The following is a 12,687-nucleotide window of genomic DNA, read 5'->3' as shown; positions in this document are numbered from 1 at the left end:
AGCCCACACTGTTTCGGGACCGGGCACCGCGCCGGTCTTGTCGTTGCCGACGAAGCCGATCTCGGCATAGTAGCCATTGGGCAGTGCCGCCGGGTTGAGCAGGCTGATCTCGGGCGAGTTCTTGTCGACCGTCTCGGTGTAGTGCTTGAGCTTGAGGTCGTCGAGACGGGCACCGGTCAGGTTGATCGAACCCTCAAGGCTCGGCGTGTCGATCTTCGCGCGGGTCGTCGTGGCGAGCGCCTGTTCGCGGCCGGCCGGCGTGACGGCATCGGTGCCGGGTGCGTTGGGAATGGCGCCAGGGGCGGCGGGCGTTCCGGTGTCGGTACCGGGATTGGTGCCGGCGGCCTTCTTCTGCTCCTCGACGCGCTGCTGTTCGACGCGGGCGGCCTCGCGCTGCGCTTCGCTGCGCGGCAACACATAAAAATATTGCCATACCGCCAGGATCAGCACCGACAGCGCGATGGTGATGAAGAAGTTCCGGTTGTTTTCCATCGAAAGCCCTTGGCCTATCGTGTTCCGCGCAGTCGGCGGGAGAGTTCGGCCTTCAACTGGCCGAACGGAGTGGTAAGCACGTCTTCGCGCCCGACGATGACATAGTCATTGCCAGGCGCCATGTCACTTGCGGCGTGCGTACGGACGGCTTCTCGCAGCCGCCGCCGGACGCGGTTGCGGACAACCGCATTGCCGACCTTCTTGGTGACGGTGTAGCCGACGCGCGGCGACAGGCCGTCGCCGCGGTCGAGAACTTCGACGAGAAAAAGCCGCCCGCGTCGTTTTTCACCACGACGGACAGCCAGGAATTCCGCGCGCTTCAGAAGCCGCTTGGGATTTGGTCCCACTGGCTTGCCGGATGCGGGCAACGATCTCGTCTTCCGTTCAGGCGCTGAGCCGCTTGCGACCGCGGTTGCGGCGAGCTGCGACGACGCCGCGACCACCCTTGGTGGCCATGCGGGCACGAAAGCCGTGCCGACGTTTGCGGACGAGTTTGGACGGTTGGTAGGTACGCTTCATTTGTTTTAATACCGCGGGGTGCGGCCCTTCTTGATTCTGTCACTGTGTAACAGGAGCTTTGCCGAGCCGGCTTTGGCGCGATCGAAACCGCGCCGGGACGAATGGCCCGAGCGTGTGCGGGCTTATAGAAAGAAGGCTTTTGGAAGTCAATCCGGAGTCGTCGGGCCGAAAGCTTCGCCATTCAGGCCGGTTTATGTTTGCGACCAAGGATGAAATTGGCAAAAAAGCCGTAATCGCCTAATCTGCGTTGATCAAGTGATCGTGAAGACATTAGCCGCATGAGCGAAACCATACAGGCACAGGAAGGGATCGGCACGGCGGGGTCCACCGAGGCGCCGGCCAGCGTGCGCACGGTGCCGCTGTCGCGCGGCCTGTCGACCAAGCTGCTGCTGCTGACCATCGTCTTCGTGCTGCTGGCCGAAGTGCTGATCTTCCTGCCCTGGATCGCCAGCTACCGGCTGAACTGGCTGAAGGAGCGGCTGAGCACGGCGGCGGCGGTGTCGATCGTGCTGGTGCAGGGTGAACCCACCTCGCTGTCGCGCACGGCGCAGAACGACGTGCTGATGGCGATCGGCGCCAAGGCGATCGCGGTGCGCGACGGAGGCGTCTCGCGGCTGCTGGTGGTGGCCGAAATGCCGCCGAAGGTCGACGAACACATCGATATCGCCTCGATCGGCATGATCAAGGGCATGACCGGTGCGCTCGACACGTTGTTTTTCGGCGGCGACCGTATGCTGCGCGTCTTCGGTCCGGTCGGCGAATCCGACAAGGAGTTCGAGCTGATCATGCCCGACAACAGCCTGCGCAACGCGATGCTGCGCTATTCGCGCAACGTCGCCTTCGTCTCGCTGCTGATCTCGCTGTTCACCGCCATGCTGGTCTACGCCGCCATCGACCTGATCATGATCGGGCCGATCCGGACGATGACGCGCTCGATGCTGTCCTTCTCCGAGGCGCCCGACGATCCCGGGCGGATCATCCATCCGGCTGCCCGCGCCGACGAGATCGGCGTTGCCGAGCGCGAGCTGTCGCAGATGCAGGAACGGCTGCAAAAAATGCTCTCCGAGCAGAAGCATCTTGCCGATCTCGGCCTGGCGGTTTCCAAGATCAACCATGACATGCGCAACATCCTGGCTTCGGCGCAGCTGATGTCGGACCGCTTGCGTCAGGTCAAGGATCCGACGGTGCAGGCCTTCGCGCCGAAACTGCTGCGCGCGCTCGACCGCGCCGTGTCTTATTCCGAAGGCGTGCTTCACTACGGCCGCACGCAGGAGCCGCCGCCGGCGCGCCGACGCCTGAGGCTGCGGCAACTGGTCGAGGACGTGCACGGCCTGCTGGACATTGAGCAAGGCATCGAGTTCGTCAATTCGGTCGAGCCGGCCTTCGAGGTCGATGCCGATTCCGACCAGTTGTTCAGGGTGCTGACCAATCTGTGCCGGAATTCCGTGCAAGCGATGGCGACCGACAGTGAAAGCGCCCTGGTGCGCCGCCTGGCGGTGTCGGCCGTGCGCCTGGGCAGCGTCAGCCGCATCGCCGTCAGCGACACCGGCCCCGGCCTGCCGCCCAAGGCGCGGGAAAACCTGTTCGCGGCCTTTCGCGGCTCGGCGCGCAGCGGCGGCACCGGCCTTGGCCTGGCGATCGCGCACGAACTGATCCGCGCGCATGGCGGCACGGTCGAGCTGGTCGAGAGCATTGGCGGGCGCACCACATTCGCCGTCACCATCCCCGACCAGCCGGTCCGGCTCGACCAGGCCCGCAACGGCCTGCGCCGCCCGGCGTGACGGTTTAGAGCGCCGGGTCGCCCGGCCCTCTTGTCCTCTGGCCCGATGCTTCTTCCAATGAGCAGGAACCGGCTCAACTTCGGACCGTTGCCATCTGCCGGAATCCCAGCCTTCATCACCAACCAAGGCACTTGTGACAAAACTTTTGCCGGATCGGCTTGCTTTTCCGAAATTCAGTCGCTAGGGAACACGTCTCGTCGCGACCGGTCGTTTACGATCGGATTGCGGGGTCATGGAAAGCATGGCCTGTTGCGCGCCCGTAGCTCAGCTGGATAGAGCACCAGACTACGAATCTGGGGGTCAGGAGTTCGAATCTCTTCGGGCGCGCCAAACAATTATATGAGACCGTTGGGATTTCCGACCTTTTCTATGTTGCCTTCAACAGCCTAGAGGGGAACAAAAAGCCGTAAAAATCCCGGAATGGGGCTCAAAGCCCCACGGATACTCCCACTAATTCATATGCGGTTCACTGGCTGTCCTACTCTCATCGAGGGTGACAAACCGTGAGGAAGCCATTCTCGGGCAGCCTCACGGAACGGGTAGCAGTTGCGCATTGCCGATCTTCCCGCCATCTATGCAAGAAGGCGCGGGGATCAATCAAGGCAATGCTTAAACCCTTTGGGAAGTGGTTCGTTACGAATTGGGAACGGGTCTTGTTTGTGATCGTCGGCTTGGCCCTGCTCGGCGCGAGCCTGACATTGATCTATCAGGAAAAAGTGACAGAAGCCGCCGCAGTCTTTGGCCTTGGCTTTCTCAGCTTTCTCTACGCCAACGTTTCGCGCTTCAAACGCTTCAAAGGGCTGGGCTTTGAAGCGGAGCTTTGGGAGGACAAGCAGAAAGAAGCCGCTGACCTCATTGAACGCTTGCGCGATATCGTTTCGATCTACACGCGGGAAGTTATACTTGGAAAGGTGAAGGCGGGGCGTATCGGGGTTGCAGGAAAGTGGAATGATCATTGGAAGCTCTATGATGATCTTGTCACGCAGCACAACACCCTTGGACAGAAGGTCGATTTTTCGGACATCAAAAAGGAAATGGATGACACTTTCCTTTTCGACATGACGATGCCCGAAATCAGGAAACTAAGAGCCGCTACGAATAAAGGAAAAGAGGCTGCAAGGCAAAGGATCGAGCAGGAGTTTGGAAGTCCCGTCCGTGACAATGAAGGCTACAATCGGCGCTGGGCGCAGTTTCGCGAGATACCTGAAGACATCAAAGACCCCTTCAAGATTTCGATCAAGGAGGATTTGGCAGGTTACGCCTTGAAGGTCTGGCGGGAAACCAAAGAACGGCTCAAACGAGATTTTGACGTGGACGCGGATGTTGACCAAAAGGTCCTTGATCGGTTCGTAACAATCTCAAAGCTCTATCAGTCCCGACCGGTTCAAGTGACGGACGAAATGATCGCATGGGCGAACCGGGAGGACTGAAATACTCCTTGCGCTTCAGTTCAAGTTCGGCAGACCTCATAGATCTCATGCGGACGACCTAGCTGGTCATGAACTCAGCCTGTTCATCGTGCCAGCCCTTCATCCACCTTTCACGGCGACCGCTATCCGTATAGGGGCATTTGCGCAGCGGGACGTGGCGTCGACAGGCTTTCTGCCCCTCTTCATAGACCGACCCGCCACCGTGAAGGTGCTCTTGTAAAAGGGCGGCACTGATTGTTGACTTCGGCATTTCATTGTCTCCGGTTTGAGTGCCGGAACATGGGAACGCGGCGACGGGGCAACAATCCGCAATTTTCGAACATCTATGGGAAAAGCGTCGACCTGTCCGTTACTTCCTTCTCCATCATATAATTGTTCCGCACGACCGGAGGTCCTAAGTGACGCTTGAAGAAGCTATTGCCGAGCATATGCAGCTAATCGACTTGGAGCTTCAGGTGGAGGAGCTCCCACTTTGGCAACGTCCGCTTAGGGCTTCAATCAAGTTCGTTCTAGAAAGCATTCTGGACATTCGGGGCGACACGAAGGAGGATTTTGCAGGGAAACCATGGTTTGCGGTGATCTTCCACCATATTGAGACATGGTATCGCGATACCTACGGAAGTGCTTTTGATCAGAGTAGCGGGGAGGGTTTTGCGTCGGGCGTAGTGCTTGTTCGGCATGTCCCGATTGAAATCCGCGTTCCACTAACACGCACCACGCCGGGGACACCTGGTGAAACCGTTTGGCTTCATTTCCCCCTTGGCATTGAACAGGGCGAGACGCCCACCGACTGGCTCGTAAACCCGCCCAACCTCGCGAAGATAGACCTGACGGAAAGCCGAAAACTGAAAACGAGGACGACGGCGGTGGCCACCGCCTTGCGCAGGATCAGAATGAACACGATGGGAGTGACCGCGCCGGATCATGAAATCACGGAATTGATTGATGGGGTTCTTTCTGATCTTCAAAACGCGGCAATAGGTCTGCTTACTGATAGTGATACCGCAAGGGGCGCTGCAATGTGGTCGATGCAGATGGCAATCGAACGGACGATAAAGGCATTCATTCTTCAAAAGACAGGCAGAAAGTATCGTGAAACCCACGACCTTTTTTACCTTTACGACGACGCGCTTCCGCATTGTTCCGGCATCAACCGCGGCCTCCTAAAGAAGCTCCCCAATTCACGCGAGATGATGGAAGGACGGTACGGTCTGGGTACGAAATGGACAATCCGCTATGCGACGGAAGCCTACTTCGCGGCGCTCATGCTCATTTCCGAGTTCTCAGCCCGGTATGATCGCAAGATAAGTGTCGGCGGCAGTCGGGTCCACCTCAAGCGTCCACCTTGGCTCACCTTGCCGAAGCCTGTCACAACCTAGGACTATTTCCCCCTACTTCTTTTTCACAGCCGCGAGCTGGTCGGACTGAATTTCCATGATGGAACGTGTTTCGGGTTTCCATACCGTCGACGCGCTGCATGCGATTTAACAGGAAAAATAGGCGCGCTATGTACCCCATGGATTATATGGTTCGACGATTGTGACCGCTGGCGTTCGACCGCGCACGGCAGGCGGAACCAACGGAGCCTGAATTGACATCCATCACTACCACCAAGCGAGCACTTATCACCGGGACCGGAGCGGCCGACGGCATCGGCTTCGCCATTGCCCGCCAGCTCGGCCATGCCGGCCATGCCGTTTTTCTCACCGGTGCCAGTGGGCGTGTGCTCGATCGCGCCGTTGAGCTCCGTGCAGAAGGCATCGACGCCAAGGCCGTGGTCGCCGATCTCACCATCGCTGCCGATGTCGCGCGGTTGCGGGCTGATGTCGGCGCGGTCGGCATCCTGGTCAACAATGCCGGCATGGGCTCGCTGGCATCGCCATCGGTCGACAAGGCGTTTCTCGCCATGACCGAGGCCGACTGGGATCAGGGGATCGACGTCAGCCTGAAGACGGCATTCCTCGTCACCAAGGCGTTTCTGCCGGCGATGGTCGAAGCGGGCTATGGGCGTATCGTCAATGTGGCGTCGGTCACCGGACCGCTGGTGTCTTTCGAAGGCACATCAGCCTATTCCGCCGCCAAGGCCGGCATGGTCGGCCTGACACGCACGCTGGCGCTCGAAGTGGCGAAAAACGGCATCACGGCCAACGCCGTGGCTCCCGGCTGGATCGAAACAGGGTCGTCGAGCGAGATGGAGCGGCAAGCCGCCCTGAATACGCCGCCGGCGCGGGCCGGGCGACCGGATGAGGTGGCCGCCGCGGTCGTGTTCCTGGCCTCGGAAGGCGCCAGCTATGTCAACGGCGCCCTGCTGGTGGTCGATGGCGGCAACAGCCTTCAGGAGCGCAAGGGCTGAAGCCGTCCAACGCGTCGGGTGCGAGAATTCAGCCTTTGCCCGAGCTTTTGCCTGCCCCCGGCGCTTCCGGCCTGAGATAGACGGCCAAGCAGCAGCAACAGATCGCCAAGCCCGCGACTGGATATTTCAGGGCGACCAGCCCCGCCAGCGCGAATAGGCAGAGCGTCGCGAGCGACCGGATGCGCATGCGCTTGCGCACCGCGAGCGGAACCGCGTTCTCCGGCATCGGGTCGATGAGTTCGCGGATCAGAAGAATGTAGGTCAGGTTCACCAGGAAGAAGACGGCGGCGTAGAAGGCGACCGGCTGCGGCGCCAGCTCGCTGACCGCCATCCACGCGGTCGCCAGCGGCAGCAGCGAAACCGAGAACAGATGCGCGAAATTGTACCACATCAGGCTGGCTGTCGCCTCCCTGGCGTGGCGTAACAGATGATGATGGTTCGCCCAGACGATGGCGATGAAGAGATAGCTGACGCTGTAGCTCAGCCATGTCGGCCAGAGCTCCAGAAGCGCCTTGAACGTCGGCAACTCCGGCGGGCGCAAGTCGAGGACCAGCACCGTGATGAGGACGGCGAACACGCCATCCGAAAATGCGCTCAACCGATCGAGCCCTGTCGAGGGAAGCACTGGACCGTCCTCGTCGCAGTTCGTGAGACATATAGTAGTGCTGTCGATAGCAATATCCATGGCCGCTCGGACCATCTGACGCCGCCGCCAGCGCCGCTCAGGACGCCTTGGCCAGAAAACTCTGGTAGTCCGATTTCGCCTGCAGCAGGCGCAGCACATTGTCGCGCGAGCCCCTTACGTGGGCGCGGGCCAGCGTGCCGGCTCGGGCGGCATCGCCGGCGCAGATCGCCTCGACGATCTCGGCATGCTCGTCGCGGGCGATCTTCCATTCGTCGAGCCACAACAGTTCGGTCCAGACATAGTGCTGGCACTTGTCGAGGATGCCGCACAGCATGCCATGCAGCATCGCATTGCCGCTGATTTCGGCGATGACGCGGTGCAGGTCGATGCCGACTTCGAGCTCCTGGAATTTTTCGCGCGTGGTGCGCTCCGGAATGGCGGCCAGCCGCTCGCATTCGGCCAGCATGGCACGCAGCCGCGCCTTGTCCTGTTCCGTCGCAGCAGCGGCGGCCAGTGCCGTCGCGTGGCCGTCGAGCAGTTCGCGGATCTCGAAGGCCTCGCGGAACATGTTGATGTCGAACTCGGTGACGACATAGCCCTGGCGCGGCCGGCCGGTGACCAGGCCGTCGCGCTCGAGGCGGTTGAAGGCCTCGCGCACCGGGGTGCGGCTGACAGTCAGCTTCGCCGCGATGTCGTTTTCGGTGACGCGTGAGCCCGGCGGAATCTGGCCGGTCACGATCATCGCCTTGAGCGCGGAATAGACCGAGTCGCGCAGCGTGTTTTTGGTTTCCTTGGCCAAGTTCCGTTTCCAGTTCTCCGGTCTTTCCGCCGGCATATGTTCTCATGCATAGCTGTATTCAAAGTCGGCGCGGTTTGCCACGCCCCGGCGCCCCATCTCCCAGCCCGGGTTGACGGCCCCAGGCGCGCCGATCGGTGTTGACATCGCTGATCCCCAAGCTACACTCAAAATTGTATACAAAATAGAATGCGAAATCAAAAACAATGGGAACACCGGTGGAGAGCCGAAAAAATGAACAGGACCAGAAGCGTTAGTATCGTTGCGATGGCGGGCCTCATGGCCTCCCTCGCGGCCCCCGCAATGGCGGGCGACACCATCACCGTCGCCTCGTGGGGCGGCACCTACCAGGAAGCGCAGACCAAGGCGTTCTTCAAGCCGACCGCCGACGCGCTCGGCATCACCATCAAGGAGGACACCACCAACGGCCTCGACGACGTACGGCTGCAGGTAACCGGCAATGCGGTGAAATGGGACATCACCGAGCTTGGCGCCGACGAATGCGCACGCGGCTCGAAGGAAGGGCTGTTCGAGAAGCTCGACTACGGCATTATCGACAAGAGCGGCATCAATCCGAAGCTTGTCCATGATGACTGGGTCGGCATTTCCTACACCTCCGTCGTGCTGATCTACCGGACCGATGTGTTCGGCGACAAAGGCCCCAAGACCTGGGCCGACTTCTGGAACGTGGAAAAGTTTCCGGGACGGCGCGCGTTGAGCGGCAGCCAGGCGACCGAAACGCTGAGCGTCGCGGCTCTCGCCTCGGGCCTGCCGATCGACAAGGTCTATCCCGTGGATGTCGACGGCGCGCTGAAATCCGTCGACAAGATCCGTGGCCATGTCGACGCCTGGTGGACCTCCGGCGCTCAGGCCATGCAATTGGTCAAGGATGGCGAAGTCGACATGGCGAGCATCTGGAACGGCCGTGCCGGCACCTTGAAGAAGGAAGGCGCGCCGGTCAGCTTCTCCTTCGACCAGGGCGTGCTGACCGCCGACTGCATGGTCATCCCCAAGGGTGCCAAGAACAAGGAAGCCGCGATGAAGGCGCTTGCGATGTTCGTCAGCCCGCAGCTGCAGGCCAATCTGCCGCTCTACGTCGACAATGGCCCAGTAAACGAGAAGGCTTTCGAGACCGGCAAGATCCCGCAGGACAGGATCAAGGACATCAATTCGGCGCCCGAAAACGTCAAGAAACAGGTGCTGCAGGACGCCGAGTTCTGGCGCGACAATCTGGTCGAGGCGACGGAGAAGTTCAACAATCTGGTCCAGCAATAGGCCGCGGACACAAGCTTACGGCGGGCAGCGTAACCAGCCACTGCCTCGCCACCTGTTCTCTGCGGCTAAGGAGCGAAAAATCTTGTCCATTGCGCCATCCGCGTTGCCCATCGGCATGCGCGGGATCGAGAAACGATTTGGCAGCGTCCCGGTGCTGCGCGACCTTAACCTCGATGTCGAGGCCGGCGAATTCCTGACGCTGCTCGGCCCTTCCGGTTCCGGCAAGACGACGCTGCTGATGATCCTGGCCGGTTTCGTGCGGGCCAATGCCGGCTCGATCAAGGTCGGCGGCGACGAGATCATCACCACGCCGCCGCACAAGCGCAACATCGGCATGGTGTTCCAGAACTACGCGCTGTTTCCGCACATGAACGTCTTCCACAACATCGCCTTTCCGCTGAAGCAGCGCGGCGTCGCCGCCGCCGAGACGGCCGAACGTGTCGAGAAGGCGCTCGATCTGGTGAAATTGCAGGGCCTGGGCGAACGCCGGGTCGACCAGCTTTCCGGCGGCCAGCGACAGCGTGTGGCGCTGGCACGCGCCATCGTCTTCGAGCCGCGCATCGTGCTGATGGACGAACCCTTGTCGGCGCTCGACAAGGGCCTGCGCGAGCACATGCAGATCGAGCTGCGCGCCCTGCATCGCCGGCTCGGCATGACCACCGTCTATGTCACGCACGACCAGCGCGAAGCCATCACCATGTCCGACCGCATCGCGGTCATGAACGCCGGGCGCATCGAACAGCTCGACAAGCCTGAAACCCTCTACGCCAGGCCGCAAACGCGATTTGTAGCCGGCTTCATCGGCGAATCGAATTTCATTCCGGTCGAGTGCCGCAACGGCTCCGTCTGGTACGAGGACCGGAGAATCCATACCGCGGCACCAGTGCCGGCAGCTGGCCAGCACCTGATGGTGGTGCGGCCGGAAAAGCTGCGGCTCCTGGCAGACGCCGAACCGACAAGCGGCGTCAACGTGCTCGAGGCGAAAGTCAGCGACATCATCTATCAGGGCGACAGCTTCGTCTGCTACGCGGCGTTGCGCGACGGCCGCCAGCTGACTTTGCGCGACTATTGCCGCAGCGATGTGCTGGCCAAAATGCCGGCGCCCGGCCAGCCAGTCTCATTCGGTCTCGATGCGCAGGACACGATCCTGGTGGCGGCAGACTGATGAGCGCGCAGCCCGCCCTCATGGAAGAGATCGGCAGCGCCGCAGGCCGGGAGCTCAACACGCAGGGACTTCACGCCGACGCCCGGCGTGAATCACTACGGCTGCTGGCGCTGTTGTCGCCAAGCCTGCTTCTGGTCTTCGCCATCATCATCGTGCCGATCGGCTGGCTGTTCTGGCTGTCGCTGTTCGACGAAGCGGGCGGCTTCAGCGCCGCCAATTATGCGCGATTCTTCGAGCAGGCCTCCTACATCAAGACCTTCATCACCACCTTCAAGGTCGCCTTCATCGTCACCGGCGCCTGCGTGCTGCTCGGCTCGGCCGGCGGCATTGATTTCACCAGATCAATTCGCAGAAGCGACCAATTTGCAGAAGTGACTAGGGGATATTCAGACAGAATGCGTGATTTCCAGTTTCCCGGCCGCTCGCCGGTTCGTGCCACCGAGGCGGTTGCCGCGACCTCGCATCCGCTTGCAACGCTTGCGGCCATCGACATGCTGCGCTCCGGCGGCAATGCCATGGACGCCGCGGTCTGCGCCGCCGCCGTGCAGGGTGTGGTCGAGCCGCAATCGACGGGCATCGGTGGCGACTGCTTCGTGCTTTATTCTCCCGGAGGACAAGGCAATGTGCTGGCCTTCAACGGCTCGGGGCGAGCGCCGGCCAGGGCGACGGTCGGCTGGTATCTCGAAAAAGGCTTCGACCGCATCCCGCTGCAGGGTCCGCATGCGGTCACCGTACCCGGCGCCGTCGACGCCTGGAGCCGCCTGCTCGAAGACCATGGCCGCAAGGGCCTTGCCGAGGCGCTGACGCCGGCCATTCACTATGCCGAGAACGGCTATGTCGTGCACGACCGCGTCGCCTTCGACTGGGCCGAGCCGGAGACCGACCTGTCGGCCGACGAGCATGCCGCGCGCATCTTCCTGCCCGGCGGCAGGGCGCCGAAGGCGGGTGACGTCCATCGGCAGCCGGAACTGGCGGCGACCTTGCGCATCATCGCCAAACACGGCCGGTCCGGTTTCTACGAAGGCGCGGTCGCCGACGATATGGTGAGCCGGCTCAACGAATTGGGCGGACTTCATACGGCCGAGGATTTTGCCGCGACCAGAGGCGACTATGTGGCGCCGGTCAGCACCTCCTATGGCGGCCATGAGATCCACCAGATGCCGCCGAACAATCAGGGGCTGACGGCGCTTTTGATGCTCAATTTGCTGTCGGGCTTCGAGCTTGGCGGGCTCGACCCCAATGGCGCCGAACGCCTGCATCTGGAGATCGAGGCCGGACGCCTGGCTTACCGCGACCGCGACCGCTATGTCGGCGACCAGGACCATGTCCCGGTGCCCCTGAAGCAGCTCCTGTCCGGCGCCTATGCCGACCGGCTACGCGCCGAGATCGACCGCGACCGCGCCATCACGCATCTGCCGCGCGTCGAGCTGCCCGGCAGCGACACGGTCTATATCTCCATCGTCGACCGCGACCGCAACGCGGTCTCCTTCATCAACTCGACCTATTATTCGTTCGGCAGTGGCGTCGTCGGCCCGAAGACCGGTATCGTGCTGCAGAACCGTGGTTCGAGCTTCCGCCTCGACCCGGCGCATCCGAACGCGATCGCGCCGGGCAAGCGGCCGATGCACACGATCATGCCGGGCATGGCGACGAAGAACGGCCGCGTGGTGATGCCGTTCGGCGTCATGGGCGGCGGTTACCAGCCGTTTGGCCATGTCCACCTGCTCACCAACATGATCGATTTCGGCATGGACCCGCAGCAGGCACTGGATGCGCCGAGGGTGTTTTACAACGATGACACAGTGGAAGCCGAGCGTGGCGTTCCCACTGATGCAACCGAGGGCCTGCGCCGGCGCGGCCACCGCATCGCCGAACCGCATCATCCGCTTGGCGGGGGGCAGGTGGTGCTGATCGACTGGGAGAAGGGGACGCTGACCGGCGCTTCCGATCCGCGCAAGGATGGTTTGGCGCTTGGCTATTGAGGTGATCCGTTGTCCAATGGCGCCCATATCGAGGCAAGCCCGTCAGAAGGGCTCTCGCCAGTAATCGTTCGAAATCCAGCCGGTGATCATGACCCAAACTGAAACCCACGCAGATCTCTCCCGCCGTCTCGCCGCCGGCGCCGACGACGCCCCCGCCATTCTGGCGCCCGACAGGGCAACGCTCAGCCATGGCGGATTGCGCAGCATGATCGCCGACACGGCAAAACAGCTGCATGCGCGCGGCATCGGCCGCGGCGACAGGGTGGCGA

The 12,687-nt window shown here is 61.8% G+C and carries 13 protein-coding genes, 1 tRNA gene and 1 pseudogene; 9 read left to right on the top strand and 6 right to left on the bottom strand.

The window, feature by feature from the left end; translation table 11 throughout:
- From yidC to rpmH, 3 genes are all read right to left on the bottom strand, one after another.
- On the bottom strand, positions 1 to 492 hold a 492-nt coding region (yidC, locus tag EOA22_RS10420; RefSeq protein ID WP_164755355.1), incomplete at its 3' end, for a membrane protein insertase YidC.
- 14 nt (positions 493 to 506) lie between these two features.
- Entirely contained in the window at positions 507 to 860 is a 354-nt protein-coding gene (gene rnpA, locus EOA22_RS10415) for a ribonuclease P protein component (RefSeq protein WP_013528505.1), read from the bottom strand.
- Between the two features lie 16 nt (positions 861 to 876).
- A complete protein-coding gene (gene rpmH, locus EOA22_RS10410) occupies positions 877 to 1,011 on the bottom strand; it encodes a 50S ribosomal protein L34 (protein WP_008833937.1) in 135 nt (44 codons plus the stop codon).
- A gap of 278 nt (positions 1,012 to 1,289) precedes the next feature.
- Here rpmH and EOA22_RS10400 point away from each other — a divergent pair, with 278 nt between their 5' ends.
- The 3 genes from EOA22_RS10400 (at position 1,290) to EOA22_RS10390 (ending at position 4,222) form a co-directional block, all read left to right on the top strand.
- Positions 1,290 to 2,792, top strand: coding sequence for a HAMP domain-containing sensor histidine kinase (locus EOA22_RS10400; protein WP_027161119.1), 1,503 nt, complete (start codon positions 1,290 to 1,292; stop codon positions 2,790 to 2,792).
- 253 nt (positions 2,793 to 3,045) lie between these two features.
- Positions 3,046 to 3,122, top strand: a tRNA-Arg gene (locus EOA22_RS10395).
- A 323-nt stretch (positions 3,123 to 3,445) separates the two neighbouring features.
- Positions 3,446 to 4,222 carry a hypothetical protein gene (locus EOA22_RS10390; protein ID WP_127224211.1) on the top strand — a complete coding sequence of 259 codons (777 nt, stop codon included), beginning with the start codon at positions 3,446 to 3,448 and terminating at the stop codon, positions 4,220 to 4,222.
- Between the two features lie 58 nt (positions 4,223 to 4,280).
- Here the strand turns inward: EOA22_RS10390 and EOA22_RS38085 are convergent, their stop codons facing one another.
- The gene (locus EOA22_RS38085) at positions 4,281 to 4,472 is read right to left on the bottom strand and encodes an Rmf/CrpP family protein (RefSeq protein WP_063169712.1); all 192 of its coding nucleotides are present in this window, start codon (positions 4,470 to 4,472) and stop codon (positions 4,281 to 4,283) included.
- A 148-nt stretch (positions 4,473 to 4,620) separates the two neighbouring features.
- Between EOA22_RS38085 and EOA22_RS10385 the strand changes: the two genes are divergently transcribed.
- Together EOA22_RS10385 and EOA22_RS10380 are read left to right on the top strand one after the other, a co-directional pair.
- Positions 4,621 to 5,601, top strand: a complete 981-nt coding sequence (locus EOA22_RS10385) for a hypothetical protein (RefSeq protein ID WP_127224210.1) — start codon at positions 4,621 to 4,623, stop codon at positions 5,599 to 5,601.
- Between the two features lie 212 nt (positions 5,602 to 5,813).
- Positions 5,814 to 6,575, top strand: coding sequence for an SDR family NAD(P)-dependent oxidoreductase (locus tag EOA22_RS10380; RefSeq protein WP_063169710.1), 762 nt, complete (start codon positions 5,814 to 5,816; stop codon positions 6,573 to 6,575).
- 28 nt (positions 6,576 to 6,603) lie between these two features.
- Here the strand turns inward: EOA22_RS10380 and EOA22_RS10375 are convergent, their stop codons facing one another.
- Both EOA22_RS10375 and EOA22_RS10370 read right to left on the bottom strand, forming a co-directional pair.
- Positions 6,604 to 7,173 (bottom strand): TMEM175 family protein, encoded by a 570-nt coding sequence (locus tag EOA22_RS10375; RefSeq protein WP_027161123.1) that lies wholly within the window; start codon positions 7,171 to 7,173, stop codon positions 6,604 to 6,606.
- Positions 7,174 to 7,297: 124 nt separating this feature from the next.
- Entirely contained in the window at positions 7,298 to 7,999 is a 702-nt protein-coding gene (locus EOA22_RS10370) for a GntR family transcriptional regulator (RefSeq protein ID WP_164745804.1), read from the bottom strand.
- Between the two features lie 231 nt (positions 8,000 to 8,230).
- Between EOA22_RS10370 and EOA22_RS10360 the strand changes: the two genes are divergently transcribed.
- The 4 genes and pseudogenes from EOA22_RS10360 to EOA22_RS10345 form a co-directional block, all read left to right on the top strand.
- The gene (locus tag EOA22_RS10360; protein WP_024502105.1) at positions 8,231 to 9,271 is read left to right on the top strand and encodes an ABC transporter substrate-binding protein; all 1,041 of its coding nucleotides are present in this window, start codon (positions 8,231 to 8,233) and stop codon (positions 9,269 to 9,271) included.
- Between the two features lie 82 nt (positions 9,272 to 9,353).
- On the top strand, positions 9,354 to 10,436 hold the full coding sequence (locus tag EOA22_RS10355) for an ABC transporter ATP-binding protein (RefSeq protein WP_063169709.1): 1,083 nt from the start codon (positions 9,354 to 9,356) through the stop codon (positions 10,434 to 10,436).
- A gap of 395 nt (positions 10,437 to 10,831) precedes the next feature.
- A complete protein-coding gene (gene ggt, locus EOA22_RS10350) occupies positions 10,832 to 12,418 on the top strand; it encodes a gamma-glutamyltransferase (protein ID WP_063170422.1) in 1,587 nt (528 codons plus the stop codon).
- Positions 12,419 to 12,506: 88 nt separating this feature from the next.
- Positions 12,507 to 12,687: pseudogene (locus tag EOA22_RS10345) on the top strand (AMP-dependent synthetase); the annotation flags it as partial.

The sequence above is a fragment of the Mesorhizobium sp. M7A.F.Ca.US.014.04.1.1 genome (genome assembly GCF_003998745.1).
Lineage (GTDB): Bacteria > Pseudomonadota > Alphaproteobacteria > Rhizobiales > Rhizobiaceae > Mesorhizobium > Mesorhizobium ciceri.
Note: the sequence above shows the minus strand (reverse complement) of the source record. Positions and strands in the feature narration are given on the sequence as shown.